Genomic DNA, 17,774 nt, shown 5'->3' with positions numbered 1-17,774 from the left:
CTGCCACAGCCAGTTCGTTCCCCATTCTGACAAATTCGGCTACCGGTGCGGCCTGGCCGGTAAGCGGAAGAAGCAAACCCAGCTTAACAACCTTTTCAGCAGCCGAGACTATTCCCGCGTAAAAACAAAAAGAAATAACCACCAACGCCATTGCCCATTTACGATTTCTTTTCTTTTCCATCCTTCTTCCTCCTTTTTAAAAATATAGTTTCAAGTTGCAAGTTTCAGGTTGCAGGTTTCAAGGACCGGAAAAACACATTTTCATCCTTCGTGGTGCCCTTCCCCTGAAGCGTCTTCTTCCACCTTAAACAGATCTTTGTACTTCTCCCGCAACTCATATTTTTTGATTTTGGTCCCTATGGATATCGGCAATTGATCGACAAAGACCACCCGCTTGGGGGTTTCAAATCCGGCCAGCTTCGATCGACAGAAATCGATCAATTCTTTCTCATCAATATCTTCTCCGGGTTTTTTTATAACCGCGGCTACTACCCCTTCGCCCCAGCGTTTATGGGGCACTCCAAATACCGCCACATTCTCCACTTTAGAATGAATAGCTATCGTATTTTCCACCCGCATGCTGGAAACATTTTCCCCCCCGGATTTAATGACATCCTTGAACCGGTCCACCAAAATCATATAGTTATTTTCATCATATTGGGCGGCATCGCCGCTATGCAACCAGCCCCCTTTTAAGGCCTTTTGAGTGGCCTCTTCATCCAGATAATATCCGGCCATCATAACCGGAGACCGCATCACCTTTTCCCCGGTCAAACGGGGAGGACAAGTTTTCATGTCTTCGTCAACGATTCGAGTGGCATAAAAAGGGTGAGAAACGCCCAGGTAATTCGAGGCCGGGGAGGCTTTTTTATAGACCTCATAGAATTTATGGTGCCATCCCCGGGTATCATAGACGCACTCGGTTTGCCCGTCGTAACTGAGGATAATCAGATCTTCTCTAAAAATCCTTCTCATTTTTTGGTCTGTTTGTGGAGGAAGCGATCCCCACCCATAGGGACAGGTCCTGAGGTACTGAGTCGCATACCGCCCTGGATTTTTTTCATAGATCTCGACGATCCGGGCATAATCGACCGGTCCCCCATAGATGCTGGTCAATTTTTCCTTGGTCATAGTTTCCACAATGAGTTCTGGATCCGGAGACCGGGTCATCACCGCCGTTCCACCGATGACGTGGGCGGACAAAACATTTCCCTGGGCGGCAATATGAAAAATAGGATAATAAATTCCTATCCGGTAATCCCATTCCGTGGAAACTCCTGCCCCTCTGGACATGGTCATGGCATGACTCAAGGCGGAGAAATACAAATAGATATGGCTGATCAGGACACCCTTCGGCAAGGAAGTCGTCCCGGAGGTATATAAAATTTCAACGATATCATCTCCGTGAATGGTTACCTCAGGCTCTTTAACGGAGGATCCTCCGATAAAGTGATTGAAGGATTGGCTCCCTGGAATGATCTCCCCGGCCATCGGGATAGTCACTCCGACTTCGAGGCCGTTTTCTTTAAAAGCCTTTTCCGCCCGGGGAAAGAGCAGATCATCAACCAGCGAAAATTTTGGTTTTGTTTGCCTGATGATATGCCCGATAACATCCGGGGCGATCATGACATTAACCGGCACCATAACCACCCCGGCCTTGGCCGCTCCGATCTGAGCGATATAATATTCGGCGCTGTTTGAGGCGAACATCAATACCCTGTCGCCCCGTTCAAGTTTTCTTTCCAAAAGGGCGTTGGCAAACCGATTGGCTTTTTCATCCAACTGTCTATAGGTTAGCCTCCGGTTTTCTTCATCGGCATAAGCCCCTTCCCAGGAAATCAAGGCCTCCTTATCCGGGCAACTCCAGGTCATTCTTTCCAGCATATCCCCCACAGCCACCCGGTCCCAGCGATGGTCCGCCCGACGATTATATAAACTGGTCACATCCATTTTCATTATTCATGTCCTTCCCAAAAACTAACCAGAGATAATTGAAATTTCGCTGTTGCGTACAACTTGTCAAAATAAGGTGGCAATTTATCCCTTTGAAAAATTTGAAACTTTTACCCGAAAACCCTTACCTTCGCGCACGTCATTCCTCGTGAAAACGGGAATCCAGGTTCTTTTCGTCTCAGCATAGCAACTGGATTCCCGTTTTCACGGGAATGACGGTGAGGCTATCGACGTTTTTTCAAAAAGCTAAACTGCAATAAAAAGCTTAAACTCGCATAATTTACAACCCGTAACCCGTAACAGCACTTATGTTTACTCACATAGCATGCCATCCCCCATCGACAAAAAGGATCTGTCCGGTAACATAGTCCGAGGCGGCCGAAGCCAGGAAAAGAATACTGCCTTTTAAATCTTCGCTTTTTCCCAATCGGCCCATCGGAACTCGGGAGAGTATTTTATCCCCGTGATTTGCAATCGTCGTCTGGGTCATATCCGAATTCATAAATCCGGGGGCAATGGTATTGACATTGATATGGAATGACGCCCATTTTACAGCCAAATCCTTGGTCAGCGTGATAATGGCCCCTTTGCTGGTGTTATAGGCAACGGCATCCATGTATCTGGGATCACCGCCATAAAGTCCTTCGACAGAAGAAAGATTGATGATCTTTCCCTTTTTTTGACGGATCATCATCCGGCCCAAGGCCTGGCAGCATAAAAAGGTTCCCGTAACGTTTACCTGCATGACCTTGTTCCATTTATCCAGAGGATAATCCAGGACCGGTGCCCCCCAGGTCGCCCCGGCATTGTTTACCAGGATATCTACCCGGCCGAATTCTTTTTCGATAAATTCGGAAAGGTTTTTTACCTCCTCGGGATTACTGACATCACACTTCACTGCCCGGCAGGATACACCAAGGCTTTGAAGGTGTTCAATCTGCTTCCCGTATTTGGTGATTTCTCTTGAACAGATGATGATATCCGAACCCGCCTGGGCCAGAGTCTCGGAAATCGTCAACCCGATTCCTCTGGCCCCGCCGGTAATGACGGATATCTGGCCCTGCAAATCAAATAATCCTGTATTTTCCATATCAGCTTCCCATTCTTATTGATTAAACCGGTTATCTTTCAAAGTTTCCCGGGCTATAATCACCTTCATAATTTCCGAGGTTCCGGCACCGATTTCATGATGCTTGGCATCCCGGAAATACCGGGCCACTTTATATTCCTCCATATAGCCATATCCCCCCATGATCTGGACGGCCTCTTTGGCCGCCTGCATGGTTACGGTGGAGGAATAGTATTTTAATATGGCCGCCTGCCGGGTTATGGTTTCCCCCTGATCAGCCACGCGGCAAAGCTGATAGAGATAGCTTTTCCCCAGCTCGATTCCGACTGCCATTTCCGCTATCTTTTCCTGGATGAGTTGGAATTCTCTGATGGGACGGCCGAAAACGATTCTTTCTTTGGCGTACTGAGCAGCGGCTTCCAGGCAGGCCTCAGCAATGCCCATGGTGGAAGCCCCTTCCATAAGCCTTTCCACATCCAAGGCTTCCATCAAATATCTAAATCCTTCGCCCTTCTCTCCCAGGATTTGATCCTTGTGGACTCTGACCTCATTAAGAAAAATTTGTCCTGTGGGGGAGGACCTCATTCCCAATTTTTCCAAAGGGGGGCCGGTTTCCAATCCATCCATCCCCCGTTCAAGGATGAACCAGGTTCCTCCCTTGATTTTACTTTTCTCCTGGCTGGTCCTTGTCAGAATGGCGAAATAATCGGCAATGGGGGCATTGGTGATGAAGGTTTTCGAGCCGTTCAGGCGATAATAATCTCCTTCCTCCGTGGCTGAAGTTTTTATTCCCAGGGCATCGGTGCCGGCATCCGGCTCGGTAATGGCCAGGGCACCGATCTTTTCCCCCATAATCACGGAGCGCATATATTTTTCTTTTTGGGCATGACTGCCGTGATTCAAAACGGCTCGGGCAAACAGAATGATATCGGCGAAAAGGGTGATGTCGAAACCGGCGCTGATCCTGGCCGTTTCCTCACTGATGATAGCCCTCGAGGTCAAGGAAAGGTTACTTCCCCCATACTGTTCCGGGAAAAATGATCCCAGAAATCCCAATTCGCCCATTTTTTTTATAAGCTCCCTCGGAGGCTGCCCCTCCTTTTCCATCTTTCCTGCAATCGGTTCCAATTCTTTGGAGAAAAATTTTCTTACACTTTCCCGCAACAACATTTCCTCATCGGTTAATGTAACCATCCCTGCTTCTCCACTTCCCTAATTTTTGATTTAAAAGGTAAATCTATGGATATTTTCGTATTAAGCGCCCATGACCCTGGGGCACACGAAACATAAAAATGACCCGTAAGGACAGGTTTAAAACCTGCTCCTACAGAGCTTCGAACTCCGAACTCTACACTCCAAACTCTATTTTCCGAACCCTGAACTCTATTTTCACGCCTCACGCCTCTTGCTTCAGGCTTCATGCCTCATACCGCTTCCGCAATTCGGTCTTCAGAATTTTCCCTGATGGTGTTTTCGGAAGTTCTTTAACCAGTTCGATCGATTTGGGTTTTTTAAAAGAGGCCAGATGGGCTTTACAAAAATCGATCAATTCCTGCTCCGTCGCCTCCAGACCTTTTTTAAGGACCACGATTCCCTTGATGGATTCACCCCAATAAGGATCAGGCACGCCGATGACCGCCGCCTCCAGAACCGCGGGGTGAGCATAGAGGACTTCCTCCACCTCCCGGGAAGCGATGTTTTCCCCGCCGCTGATGATGATATCCTTGATCCGGTCCACGATATAAATATAGCCCTCTCCGTCCTGCCTTGCGAGGTCCCCAGTGTGATACCAGCCATTCCTAAGGGCCGACGCGGTTTCTTCCGGTTTATTCCAATAACCCAACATGACATTTTCGCCCCTGACGCACAATTCCCCCACTTCTCCGATGGCGACCTCCCCATCCTCTTTATCCACCACCTTGGTTTCCACCCCGACCATAGCCCGGCCGCAGGAAGAAAGCAGCCCCCTTTTCTCTTCCTGATCCAAGGCTGCCTGGTGATCGGCTAAACGCAGGGCCGTAATACAGGGAGAGGTCTCTGTCGTTCCGAAAACCTGGAGGAATCCGCACTTGAATATTTCTATGGCCCGTTTCAGGTGCTCAACCGGTATAATAGACGCCCCGTAAGTAATTAGTCGGAGCGATCGAAGGTCATATTGTTCGATCCCGGGGGTATGGCAAAGGGCATTCAAGAGGGTCGGGACAATGATCATATCCGTTATTCTTTCAAGTTCAAGGGTCTTCAGGATATCCACCGAATCCGTGGAGGCCATCACCAGAGTGGCCCCGACATAATAGGTCCTGAAAGTTTGCGATATCGCCGCCGTATGAAAAAAGGGAAAAAGAAGCAGCAACTTGTGGTGATGTTCCAGAAGCATTTCCATCACAATATGGCGGGCATCGATGATGCAGTTTTTGTGCGACAAGGTGACCCCTTTGGGCCGGCCGGTGGTCCCGCTGGTATACACAATCATGGCCGGATCGGTTTCTTTCCCGCCGACAGGAGTTTCTTCAGGACCGGCTTCCAGGAGCAAGGATTCATAATCCTCAACTTCCGGGGTACCCCGTTCCAGACAGATCGTATGTTTAATCCCCAGGCTGACCCTGGGCAGTGATTGCATGAAAGGAATGTCCCCTTCACTGATAATCATCAACTGGGTGCCGCTGTCTCGGATGATGTATTCAACTTCTCTCTCTTTCAGAAAAGGATTAATGGGCACGGCGATGGCCCGGCACTTGGCCGCTGCGAAAAAAAACTCGACAAATTGCGTGCAATTTCGGGCCCTCATGGCCACCCGATCCCCAGCTTGAATTCCCAGCCTACTAAAAGCTTGAGACAATCGATTAGCCCTTTCATTCAACTCCCCGAAGGAAAACCGTCGGTCGCCATAGACCAGGGCAATTTTATTGGGAAACTTACTGGCATTCAGGCTTAGAATATCATCGATCATCATATCCATCCCCTCCTAGGTTATTTCACCGAGATAAGCCTTCTTCACCTCGTCATGATCAAGCAGATCGCTGGACCTCCCCTCCATGACAATGCTTCCCTGCCGAAGGATATAGCTTCGTGAAGAGATCTTTAAGGCGAGTTTAACGTTTTGCTCCACCAGTAAAATGGTTATCCCCAACCGGTTGATTTCTGCCACCACCTGAAAGACGTGTTTAACCAGCAGCGGAGAGAGACCGAGCGAGGGCTCATCCAGCATCAGCATTTTGGGGATTCCTACTAATCCCCGGCCGATAGCCAGCATCTGCTGTTCCCCACCGCTTAAGGTGCCGGCCGGCTGATTTTTTCGCTCCTCTAAAACCGGAAAAATTTCAAATACCCTGGTCAGGTTCTCTTTAAATTTCTTCCGGGCTTCCCGATGATAAGCCCCCATTTCCAAATTTTCAAAGACGGTCATTTCCGGAAAGAGTTTGCGCCCCTCGGGTACCTGGATGATCCCGCGACTGACCCGCTCGTGAAAAGACAGATGCTCTATGGGCTGACCATCAAAAAAAATCCGTCCATTTTTAACCTTATTCAGCCCTGAGATGGTATTCATGATGGTGCTCTTTCCTGCCCCGTTGGCCCCCAGCACACTGACGATTTCACCTGGTCCAATCTTTAAGGAAACCCCATGCAGTGTTTGGGCTTCTCCGTAATACACTTCGATCTGCTGAATATCTAACATTACTCTTCCCGCCCCAAATAGGCTTCGATAACTGCATCCGATTTGATCACTTCATCAGGACTGCCGTCGGCGATCTTCATCCCGAAGTTTAGAACTATGATTCTTTGGGCTATGGCCAGAACAGCCGACATGTTGTGCTCGATCAGGATAAAGCTTTGACCTTCCTTTTTAATGACCCGCAGCAGTTCTATGACTTCCATGGTTTCGGCTGAATTCAAACCGGCCATAATTTCATCCAGGAACAATAATCTGGGTTCCGTAGCCAGGGCCCGTCCCAATTCCAGCATCTTTTTTTGTCCATAAGTCAATTTATGGCTTGGGGCCTGGCCAATCTCCTTCAATCCTATGCGGTCCATTACCCGTTGGGCTGCTTCAGTGGCGGCGCGGTCACTTTGGTTTCTCAGGAAAGCGGCCACCCGGATATTTTCAAAAACAGTCAAATCCGGCAGAGGCTTGGGAATTTGAAAGGTCCGGACCAATCCCCGACGACTGATGATATGGGGCTTTAAACCGGTGATATCCTGTCCATTAAAGGTGACCCGTCCCCTGTCCGGACGATAAAAACCGGAAACGACATTGAAAAGGGTAGTTTTTCCGGAACCGTTCGGTCCGATGAGTCCCAGCACTTCCCCCGGCTCCATGCTTAAAGTCACATCAGAAAGGGCCGCCAGACCTCCAAATGTCTTTATAACTCGATTAATTTCTAACAGCATCTTTTCTCCTATGGAAATTCGTGGGAAATAAAGTGATCAAGCCGCGAGGGAAGACCAGGATTACGACCATTAACAAAATGCCATAGAGGATCAGATGATTGGCACCATATCCGCCTTTAAAGATGGCATTGGTAACCTCCATAAAGGCCGAAAAAACGACCGAGCCGAGTACAGGTCCAAGGATAGTTCCCATGCCTCCCATAATACAAATAAAGACCATATCAAAAGACCGAGTTAAGCCGAACATGGAAGGGGGGTCAATATAAAGCACATATTGAGCATAAAAAGCTCCCCCTAAGGAAGTCAGGCAGGCGCTGAGGATCAAACCCCAGAACTTGATCTTAAAAACATCGATCCCTAAGGCCTGAGCTACTTCCTCATCTTCACGTATCGCCCTTAGATAGGAAATGAATCGGGTATTTCTAAAATGATGAATCGTCAAAACCAGAGCGGCCAACATCAACAAAATAATAAAATAATAAGGGACTTTACTTTCAAACTGGAAGGCGCGCCAGGAATGTCCTTTGAGGCCAATAACAATTCCCTCAGATCCACCAAAAGTTTTCAGGTTAACAAAAATAATTCTGAGAATCTCGACGAAAGCCAGGGTAACCAGGGCGAAGTAAGTCCCCCTGACCTTGTACCGGAAGCAAAGCAGACCGATAAGGGCGCCATAAAGGGCGGAGACCACCATGCCGATCCACATCCCCGCCCAGGGAGAAAGTCCATATTTTTGAAAAAGAAAGGTCGAGGTGTAACCGCTCAACCCGAAAAAGGCCGCATGTCCTAAGGCCAACTGTCCACCCATCCCACCGATGATATTCCAACTGGTGGCCATATAGGCGTTCAGGCAAGTCAGGACTAACAGGAAAAGATAATAATCTCCCACCCAAAACGGCAACAAACAGATAAGCGTTATCCCGATCAAACCGAGTAATATTTTATTGATAAGATTTTTCATGTCCCTAACCATTTCCTGTTTTTCTGACAAATAACCCGGTGGGACGAAACAAGAGCACCCCAATAAAAATTATGAAAGGGAAAAGATACTTGACCCCGCTGCTCATAAAAGTGGCTCCCAGGGCTTCAGCCACCCCAATAATGAGTGAAGCCCAGAAAGCCGCACTGATATTTCCCATGCCGCCCAGGACAACGATAATAAAGGCGGTCAGGATGAAGGTGTCCCCCACATCCGGATAGGCCCCGGAAAAGGGCAAGATGAGTAACCCGGCCACCCCGGCAAACATGATCCCGACACCAAAGGCATAAGTGTAAATGGTCGAAACATTAATGCCACAGAGCTTCGCCCCCTCGCGGTTCTGGGCGGAGGCCCGAATGGCCTTGCCGATTATGGTCTTCCGGAGAAACAGGGTCAGCAGAAGATAAAAGATCACCCCGACGACAAAAGCCAAAAATCGTCCATAGGAGATAACGATTCCCCCGAGGGAGAAGCCCTCTTCTAAAAAGGAAACCTGCACCGTTCGCATGTTGGCGGAAAAGGCAGATAAGGCCAGGTTATTTAAAACGATCATCAAACCGCAGGTCAGAAGAAATTGGTTATTGTGCGGCACATTATACATAAAACGGAACAGCCCGACCTCCAAGACCATCCCGAAAAGGAAAAAGAGAGGAATAACCAGGGCCATACTCAAATAAGGATGGAGGCCCAGATGGGTAAAAGAATAATAAGTGGCATACATACCCAGCATGACGATGGAACCGTGGGCAAAATTAACAATGCCCATCATTCCGAAGGATAAAGACAGGCCCACGGCGATCAGGGCATAAACACCTCCGGTGAGAATGCCATAAGTTAAGTCCGCTAAGAATTCCACAAGAATCGACATAGAAAGCCTGCCTTCCCGGCCGGGGGGCCGGAAATTTTGTGAAATTCCCGGACCCCGAATACAGGTGTATGACTAATTGTTTCCGGATGGAATCTAATTACCCCTCTTCCAACTGGGATCGGGCCAGACAATTTTCCGTTCGGCAAATTTGGCCGGCCAGACGATAGGGGGTGTAATGACATCCGGAAAAACCTGTTGAAAATAGGGCTCGGCCCCCTGATTTTGTCCGTCCGGGCCGAAACGAATAGGTTCTTCCGAGGCCATCATGTGATTTTTATAGTTGACTTTAGTGAAGGCCTCACGGATTTTCTCCCGGTCACTGGACTTGGCCAGTTCCAAAACCTCCTTGGCTAAATAAATCGACAGGTAGCCGATTTCTACAGGGTAGTCGACCTCCTTTTTATATTTTTTAGCCACTCCGCTGACTAGAGCCTTATACCGGGGATCTTTACGATTCATGGCGTGACCCATGTAATCGATGATGTAATTTGCGTAATCCCCCAAGGCCTGCTTGAAGGCGGCCATCTCGGTAAAGGCTGCGTCGTTGACTCCTACCAGCATCATGGGTCTTATCCCCTGTTCCTTCATGGTCCGAAGTAATTGGATGCCGTCCGCGATGTAAGAAGTATAACCGATGATATCCGCATTCGCCGCCTTCAGCTTGCGGACCTCACTTGAAAAATCCATCTGTTTCCGGTCATAGGGAATATCCACCAAGACTTTAATGCCCCCCTGGTTGCAGGCTTCTTTCATAAAGGTAGCATTGCTCTGCCCATAAGCCGAATTTTCATAAATCAAGGAAATTGTCTTGGGGACGGCGTTATTGGCCCTGGCCGCCGCCATCATATGTCCGAAACTCTTCCTGATGATCCAACCAGCCGGCGTACAGAGACGGAAGGTATATTTAAGCCCCCTCTCAGTGATCTGATCGGCAATACCGATATCCACCAGAAAAGGAACTTTCTGCCTCTCCGCCGTTTGGGTAGCCACCAGGGCTACGGAACTGTACCAAGGCCCGATAATCATAGAAACTCCTTCACGAATCAACCGTTCCGTTTCCGCGATACCAACCTGGGGAACTCCCTGGTGATCAGCATCGATCAGCTTGAGTTTGGCCCCGTTCATGGATTTAATCCCCCCCTGGGCGTTGATCTCATCCACCGCATATTCCGCACCAAGCTTCAGGGACTGCCCGGTACCGGCCGATCCTCCGGTAAGGGGTTCCAGGTGACCGATAAGGATCTCCTTTTGAGGAGAAGCCTCCGAAAGGGCCGGTAAAATAATGAATCCCAATCCGCAAAGAATGATGAAAAAAGTCCAGAATCCTTTCCTAACCTGTTGTTTCATTTCTTCCTCCTTTCCTTTGAAAAAACCTCATACCTTCCGAAAATCAACATCTTTCGAACAGGACCGCCAGACCGATCCCACCACCCCCGCAAAGGGAGGCCAGGCCTTTTTTTACCCCTCGTTTTTCCATTTCATACAGCAAGGTCGTCGTGATCCGAGCTCCGCTGCAACCAACCGGATGACCCAGAGCGATCCCGCTGCCATTGACATTGGTAATCGCCCGATTGAGCCCCAGTTCCTTTTCGCAACCGAGGTATTGAGCGGCAAAGGCTTCGTTTAACTCAACCAATTCGACATCCCCTAAAGTCCAACCGGCCTTGCCCAGGGCGATTTGAATCGCTTTCACCGGGCTTATCCCCATAAAGGCCGGGTCTAAAGCGCTGATTCCCGAGCTGATGATCCGGGCCATTGGCTTCAGTCCCAGGGCTTCGGCCTTTTCCCCGGCCATGACGACAACCCCGGCCGCCCCATCATTAATGCCCGATGAATTTCCGGCCGTCACCGTTCCGCCTTCCTTAAAGGCGGGGGGCAATTTAGCCAAATTCTCTAAAGACGCCTCCGGCCGCGGATGTTCATCCGTATCTATCATCTTGGCCTCTCCCCGCTTCTGGGGAATGGGAACCGGCACCATTTCATCCTTGAACCTGCCTTCCTTGATGGCCTGGATGGCCCGCTGATGACTTGATAACGCCAGCCGATCCTGTTCTTCCCTGGATATCTGGTACTTTTCCGCCACATTTTCAGCCGTTATCCCCATGGCCGGTCCAACCCCTAAAAGGGTTAATCCATCCCACATGGGATCACGAATGACCTGCTCACGGATACGTAATCCCCAGCGGGCATCTTCGATGATGTAGGGAACAGTACTCATGGATTCGCTTCCGCCGGCCAGGACAATATCCGCCTCTCCAAGACGGACGGCCCAACTGGCATAGACAATCGCCTGCAGCGACGAGGTGCAAACCCGTTGAAGTGTTACCCCAGGCGTCTCAACAGAAATTCCGGCCTTAATCGCCGCCACTCGGGCCAGGTTTGCCTCCCGGGTTGTCCGCTGATAGCAGCAGCCCCAAATCACATCGTCTATGGGCTGGCCGTCCAGTTTCGCTTTTTTTACCAATTCCTTCATCACCGGGACGGATAAGTCCGTATCATGGAGGGTCTTAAACATCCCTCCAAAAGTGCCGATGGGCGTTCGTGCTGCCGCCACAATAACCGGATCTCTTTGACTGAACATATTTTTCTCCTTAACTTTATTATGAAAAGACGGTTCAAGGTACAAGGTATACGGTATAGGGTTTACAGGTCACGGTATACGGTTTTACCTTGAACCCTGCACCTTGCACCTTGTACCTTAAATGCGCCGTCCTGCTTCCGCGCCATCGTGGATGGCCGAAAGGGCATTACCAGGCCGGGCCGCATCACCGATCAGGAAGACTTTACGAACCTGTTTTTTGATTTCCGAAAAAAGCGCATTCCTGGGAGCCACACCAACGGCTAAAACAATGGTATCGATTCCCTCTATCCATTTTTCCTGGTCTTCACAAACCAGGCCGACCTGGGAACCTCTGATTTCTTTGACCTGACAGGAGGTGAATAATTTCACCCCATTCCGTTCCAGTCGACGTTTTATGTTCATCCAGGCAATGAACCCCATTCCGTTACCCAACCGATGGGTCATTTCCACTACCTGAACCATTTTCCCCCTCGAACTTAAGGTGTCCGCAACTTCCAAACCGACAAGTCCTCCGCCGATAACCAGGACCCTTTCGCCGGTTTGGGCTTGATCCCCCAATACATCATGACCGGTAACCACATTTTCATAATCGATGCCTTTAATGGAAGGGATCAAAACACTACTTCCCGTGGCCACGACCACGATCTCCGGTTGCATTTTCTTAAGCTGTTGGCTGCTGTAAGGACTTTCCAGCCTGATTATCACCCCGGCCTCTTTTGCCCGGTCCGATAAATATTTTACGGCTTCTTTGAAATTTTCCTTGGTCGGGGGGACACCGGCCAATATCATTTGCCCCCCCAAACCTTTATCCCTTTCAATCAGGGTCACCTGATGACCGCGGCGGGCAGCTATGGTGGAGGCCATGAGCCCGGCCGGCCCTCCTCCGACCACCAGGACCTTTTTAGGATGGGCAACTCTCTTCAACGGTGTTTCATGCTCTCTTCCCACCTCCGGGTTCATCAGGCAGGTGATGGCTGCGGATTGGCCGGAGAAATTGATTTGCTCGATCCGGTCCGCACATCCCTGATTACAATGGATACAGGGACGAATGTTTTGGAGATCCCCCAAAGCCGCCTTCTCAGGCCAGGCCGGGTCGGCAATCAAGGCCCGCCCAAGGGCAACAAGATCTGCTTTCCCTTCTTGAATCATCCGGTCGGCATAAGACGGATCCTGAATCATCCCGACCCCGATAACCGGCAGATGGACGACCTCCTTTATTCCGGAAGCTAAAGGGATAAAGCATCCCTGGGACTCCCCCATAGGAATCAGGGCCGGGTGGCTTCCATAGACCCCGGCCGAGATATCCAGAAAATCCATTCCGGCCTTCTCAAAGAGAACGGCCAGGAACCGGGCTTCTTCAGAGGAAAGGCCTTCTTTAATAAAGTCTTGTCCATTCATCCGAATGCCGATGGCCACTTTTGAAGATAGATTTTTTTTGATCCTTTTAAAAATTTCCAGGGCAAAACGGGCGCGGTTCTCCAGGGTTCCACCAAAAGCATCCTGCCGTTTGTTGACATAAGGGGACAAAAAGCTGGACACCAGATAGCCATGAGCCCCGTGAATCTCGATCAGATCAAAGCCGGCTGACTCGGCCCTTACCGCCGCCTGACCAAATAATTCTTCGATCCCTTTGATCTCCACTTTTGTCAATTCCCTTGGTATCCCTTTGATTCCTGGGCCGGACAAGGCAGAGGGACCTACGGGCTGCTCCCCCCATTGGGCCTGAGCGACCTGCCTTCCGGGATGAAAGATTTGGACACCTACTTTTGTCCCGTGCTGATGTAATTCTTTGATGAGTTCTTTCCAGCCTTCCAGGACGGAATCATCTTGCAAATGGCTATGGCAACCGATGGAGGAAAGATCGGCGGAAGCAGGCCAATGGACATAAACCCCTCCGACTATAATCAAACCGACCCCTCCCCTGGCCCGGGCCGAATAAAAAGATTTGACTTGAGGCGTAACCCGACCCTTATCGAAGAGTCCCGTCGCCATAGGGGCCATGACGATCCGGTTTTTCAATTTCAGAGACCCCAAAGTCAGGGGGGAGAACAAATGGGGATATTGATCAGTGGGGGTTTCCATTGGTCTTCCTTCCCGGCACTTTATCTTCTTTTGTAGGGGTTTCATCTTCCTTTGAACCGGGGCTCTCTTTTTTCGAAAAAGGCCTGGACTCCTTCTTTGACGTCCTCTGTTTCCAGGAGTTCGCCGAAGAGGGTCGCTTCCATCAACAGGGCGTCATGTAACGACATCTGCATTCCACGATTGACCGCCTTTTTGGCAAATCGCAAGGCCACCGGTGCCACCTTCATTATTTCCCGGGCCAGATTCAGGGCTTCCTGCACTTCCGTTCCTGCCGGGACGACCTGATCGACCAACCCGATTCTTTCGGCTTCAGAGGCGTCAATCTGTTTGCCGGTAAAGAGAAGCATCTTGGCTTTCCCTGCCGGCAACAATCTTGGCAACCGCTGGGTGCCGCCGGCCCCGGGAATAACCCCCAAATGGACCTCGGGTTGGCCGAATACAGCCTGGCTGGAAGCGATTCGGATATCACAGGCCATGGCCAATTCGCATCCGCCTCCCAGGGCATACCCATTAATGGCGGCTATCACCGGCCAGTTGAATTCCTCTATTTTTTGTTGCATCTCGGTTACGGCCAGGGCGTACTTTTCCCCTTTTTCCCGATCCATTTCCAGGAAAAGGCGGATGTTGGCGCCGGCCACGAAGGCACGGCCTTTCCCTGTCAGGATGACAACCCGTACCAGCTCATTGCGCTTGAGATCTTCAAAGGTATCGCTTAAGGCCCTGGTTACTTCGGGACTGAGGGCATTGATCGGAGGATTATCGATCGTAACGATCGCCGTATGTCCTTCGATGGCAGTCCCTACATATTTTTTTTCAGTAGGCGCCGATTGATTCATTTAATCCCTTCTGGAAATGCAATTAATAAAAGCTATGGGCTATAGGCCTCTCGCCTTATGGCTGTTTTCTCCGAACTCCGAACTCTAAACTCCGAACTTATTTCATATTGAAAAGCGACCTTACCCGCCGAATATCTTTTTCTTTCAGCATTTCATGGGCCCCCACCCGGCTGACCGGAGGGAGGCCGGCCTTTTTTTGCAGATCAACCCTAAGCTCGGTCATCTTTAACCCGACGCTTAAACAATCAAATATCGGCGCATCGTATTCCGGAACTTTGGAAATTTGAGCTGCCGAGGCCATGGTGCTCAACCCGGCACTGCCGATGACCACCGAATTGGCACCGGCCTCCACTAACTTTCTGGATTTATCCAAGAGCTCCTGCCCTATCCAATCCAGGTCCAGAAAACCTTTGGTGAAGGCCTCAATCGAGGGTACGGCGATGCGTTCTATGCCGCTCAGCCTGCCCCGAATACCGTAACGAACCGTCATATCTTCACAATATTCCGCCCAGCGTCTATCGGCGACCGTGACGATGCCGAACTTGTAGCCTTGCATGCAAGCCAAGAAGAGGGCGGCTTCCATGGGACCAACAATAGGGATTTTTGTAATTTCCTGGGCCTCGTACACACCGGGATCACCGGAACAGGCCACCATCGCCCCGTCATACCCTTCCTGGTCCGCCTCATAAAAGCCTTCAATGATCTCTGTTTTATTCAGTTGAATAAAATAGGACATAACGGTATCCGTTGCCCTTTTAAGGGCCTTGACGTATTTCCAGCCCAAGACCGTGTCTTCCCGTTTAATGCGATTAAAATTTTTTATTAACAGCTCGGTATAGGGACCGGAAACCGATTCTTCATTGATATTAACGATACAGATTTTCATAATTAACTCCTTCATGGTGTTTTTGGGGAACGGTCAGCCATCAGCTTTTAGCTTTCAGCAAAATTTTTTTTCGTTACCTGATTGCTGCCCGCTGACTGCCGAAAGCCTGACATTCTTCATATCCCGTGATAAAAGGACATCCCGCCGCAAACATAGATCGTTTGACCCGTAATAAAACTCGCTTCCTCGGAACAAAGAAATCGAACACAATAGGCAACCTCTTCCGGTTCCCCGGCTCTTTTCATTGGAACGTGTTCGATCCCAATCTTTTGAAAATGTTCCGGCGTTGTTAAGAAAAGTCCGGCGTTAATCAGCCCCGGGGCAACACAATTGACTGTAATCCCATATTTGGCCCATTCCAAAGCGGCAGTTCTGGATAAGCCTTCGATGGCCCCTTTAGCGGCCCCATAGCTGGCTCCGGCAATAGACCCTTGAACTGCTATGGAACTCATATTTACGATTCGGCCGTATTTGGCTTCCAGCATCAGGGGACTAAACGTCAGCATCGAATTAAGCGTCCCTTCCAAATGGACGGATAACGTCTTCCGCCATCCTTCCTCTGTCAATTTACGAAGCAATTCATTCTGGAGAGCACCCTGGGAATTGACCAGAATGTCAACCCGCCCGAATTCCTTTTCGACCTCATCCTTGATTCGCTCCACCTCATTCTTGCGGGTGATATCCCCGGTTATAATCATTGGCTTATAAGTATAACTGCCGGCGATTTCCCTGAACCGCTCAAGACGATTCTCATCAATATCCACGCCCACTACTTTGATATTCGATTTGGCCAGAGCGCGACCGATTGCACTCGCAATGCCGCCCCCCGCCCCCATTACTACTGCCACACGTCTATCCTTCATCATGGCCTCCCTCAAATTTTACCCTTTCTGCAGAGGCAGAGATCGTTTTCGTATCCAGGATCATCAATTTCCAATATTTATATTAACGGTTAGTTTATGACCACATGATCAAATATTTATTTGATGGTTAATTTTTATACTTGAAGTCAAAAAAATTGTCAAGATTTTTTTTAAAATTTTTTTAATAATTTTTTCAATTAGTTAGTTAATGGATGATTTTGAACGGCCAATGACATTTCAGTTCAATCACGGGGAGAGATCTTTTGAAGTTAGAAGAATAGGGAAAAAATGAACGGGGGGTTTTTTAAAAAGAAAGATTTCTCAGAATGGTTTTTCGGGTTGGAAAATTTTTAGTTTAAATTTGAAATAATTCTCAATTTTTGACCTGTCACGACTCTTCATCTTTCATCTCTGGATTTAAAAGGCCACGGATCAAATAGTTAGCCATAGCTTCGCCGATTTCTTCCGGCGAAAGTTTTCCATCCGGCGTATACCACCTCGGAATCCAGTTCAGAGCCCCCAAAATCGCATAGGCCCTCATTTTCCAGTCCTCCTTTTGAAAGGTTTCTTTGCGGATTCCTTCTTTCACAATCGCTAAAAATTTCTTTTCGAAGCGATCCCGTTCATGAATTACGGTATCCCGCATATGCGTTGGAAGAAGCAGTTCTTGCTGCCTCAGGACCCCGACGACAAAATCTGTCGTAAGCACTTTAGTGTGACCCAAAATAGCTTGCCGCAGTTTTTCGGCCGGCGGCAGGTCCATTTTTTCTACTCCTTCCAGCACATCATTTGCCATTTTGTTGGCTTTCATAATGCACTGGAAAAGCATATCTTCCTTGCTTTTGATATAGTAATAAAGGCTGCCTTTGGTCATTTTCAGCTCATGGGCGATATCTTCCAAGGCCGCTTTTTCAAATCCTTTCTTTAAAAACATTTTTGCGGCGTTCTCTAAAATATCATTCTTCTTTATTTCATACCGAATTTTTTGATAATTTTTCCTGACAATCGCCATATCCACCACCTCATCACATCTTAAAGCAATCACAGCCGCCTAAAAAACCGGAGCAGTGCGTATCATTTCATTATTAAGAAAAAATAATGTTATAGTTAATTTTTCTACTTTAAGTCAAAAATCCTGTCAAGCGATATTTTAGAAAGGAAGGCGAAACAGATCCAATTGGGGGGGGAATGAGATTATCCCGCCAGATCAAACCGATCGGCTATGGGAAGTCCAACGCCCCAAAAATAGTTCGAAATAAGGGAAATTT

At 49.0% G+C, this 17,774-nt stretch carries 16 protein-coding genes; all 16 read right to left on the bottom strand.

Translation table 11 applies throughout. From position 1 onward, the window contains the following. Positions 1-181, bottom strand: a 181-nt coding sequence (locus HY879_17715) for a hypothetical protein (GenBank protein MBI5605177.1), incomplete at its 3' end; no start/stop codon positions are given. 80 nt (positions 182-261) lie between these two features. Further along, positions 262-1,956, bottom strand: coding sequence for an AMP-binding protein (locus tag HY879_17710; protein ID MBI5605176.1), 1,695 nt, complete (start codon positions 1,954-1,956; stop codon positions 262-264). A 313-nt stretch (positions 1,957-2,269) separates the two neighbouring features. Continuing rightward, the gene (locus HY879_17705) at positions 2,270-3,043 is read right to left on the bottom strand and encodes an SDR family oxidoreductase (GenBank protein ID MBI5605175.1); all 774 of its coding nucleotides are present in this window, start codon (positions 3,041-3,043) and stop codon (positions 2,270-2,272) included. Between the two features lie 15 nt (positions 3,044-3,058). Beyond that, positions 3,059-4,216 carry an acyl-CoA dehydrogenase family protein gene (locus tag HY879_17700; protein ID MBI5605174.1) on the bottom strand — a complete coding sequence of 386 codons (1,158 nt, stop codon included), beginning with the start codon at positions 4,214-4,216 and terminating at the stop codon, positions 3,059-3,061. A gap of 223 nt (positions 4,217-4,439) precedes the next feature. Further along, on the bottom strand, positions 4,440-5,975 hold the full coding sequence (locus HY879_17695) for a long-chain-fatty-acid--CoA ligase (protein MBI5605173.1): 1,536 nt from the start codon (positions 5,973-5,975) through the stop codon (positions 4,440-4,442). Positions 5,976-5,987: 12 nt separating this feature from the next. After that, a complete protein-coding gene (locus HY879_17690; protein ID MBI5605172.1) occupies positions 5,988-6,698 on the bottom strand; it encodes an ABC transporter ATP-binding protein in 711 nt (236 codons plus the stop codon). Continuing rightward, complete coding sequence (locus HY879_17685; GenBank protein ID MBI5605171.1) at positions 6,698-7,408, bottom strand: ABC transporter ATP-binding protein; 711 nt, start codon at positions 7,406-7,408, stop codon at positions 6,698-6,700. The genes HY879_17690 and HY879_17685 overlap by 1 nt, the downstream gene beginning before the upstream one ends. Then, positions 7,395-8,372, bottom strand: a complete 978-nt coding sequence (locus tag HY879_17680; protein MBI5605170.1) for a branched-chain amino acid ABC transporter permease — start codon at positions 8,370-8,372, stop codon at positions 7,395-7,397. Before HY879_17680 ends, HY879_17685 begins: the two co-directional genes overlap by 14 nt. A gap of 4 nt (positions 8,373-8,376) precedes the next feature. Next, positions 8,377-9,258 (bottom strand): branched-chain amino acid ABC transporter permease, encoded by an 882-nt coding sequence (locus HY879_17675; GenBank protein MBI5605169.1) that lies wholly within the window; start codon positions 9,256-9,258, stop codon positions 8,377-8,379. A 93-nt stretch (positions 9,259-9,351) separates the two neighbouring features. Next, on the bottom strand, positions 9,352-10,605 hold the full coding sequence (locus tag HY879_17670) for an ABC transporter substrate-binding protein (protein MBI5605168.1): 1,254 nt from the start codon (positions 10,603-10,605) through the stop codon (positions 9,352-9,354). 43 nt (positions 10,606-10,648) lie between these two features. Then, positions 10,649-11,839 carry a thiolase family protein gene (locus HY879_17665; GenBank protein MBI5605167.1) on the bottom strand — a complete coding sequence of 397 codons (1,191 nt, stop codon included), beginning with the start codon at positions 11,837-11,839 and terminating at the stop codon, positions 10,649-10,651. A gap of 117 nt (positions 11,840-11,956) precedes the next feature. Then, entirely contained in the window at positions 11,957-13,921 is a 1,965-nt protein-coding gene (locus tag HY879_17660; protein MBI5605166.1) for an FAD-dependent oxidoreductase, read from the bottom strand. Between the two features lie 41 nt (positions 13,922-13,962). Continuing rightward, positions 13,963-14,757: an enoyl-CoA hydratase/isomerase family protein gene (locus HY879_17655; protein ID MBI5605165.1), complete on the bottom strand. Its 795-nt coding sequence runs from the start codon at positions 14,755-14,757 to the stop codon at positions 13,963-13,965. A gap of 97 nt (positions 14,758-14,854) precedes the next feature. Continuing rightward, positions 14,855-15,643, bottom strand: a complete 789-nt coding sequence (locus HY879_17650; GenBank protein ID MBI5605164.1) for a hydantoin racemase — start codon at positions 15,641-15,643, stop codon at positions 14,855-14,857. 116 nt (positions 15,644-15,759) lie between these two features. Next, on the bottom strand, positions 15,760-16,509 hold the full coding sequence (locus HY879_17645; protein MBI5605163.1) for an SDR family oxidoreductase: 750 nt from the start codon (positions 16,507-16,509) through the stop codon (positions 15,760-15,762). Positions 16,510-16,894: 385 nt separating this feature from the next. Continuing rightward, on the bottom strand, positions 16,895-17,551 hold the full coding sequence (locus tag HY879_17640) for a TetR/AcrR family transcriptional regulator (protein MBI5605162.1): 657 nt from the start codon (positions 17,549-17,551) through the stop codon (positions 16,895-16,897). Positions 17,552-17,774 lie beyond the last annotated feature (223 nt).

It is taken from the genome of Deltaproteobacteria bacterium (assembly GCA_016219225.1).
Classification (GTDB): Bacteria; Desulfobacterota; RBG-13-43-22; order RBG-13-43-22; family RBG-13-43-22; genus RBG-13-43-22.
Note: the sequence above shows the minus strand (reverse complement) of the source record. Positions and strands in the feature narration are given on the sequence as shown.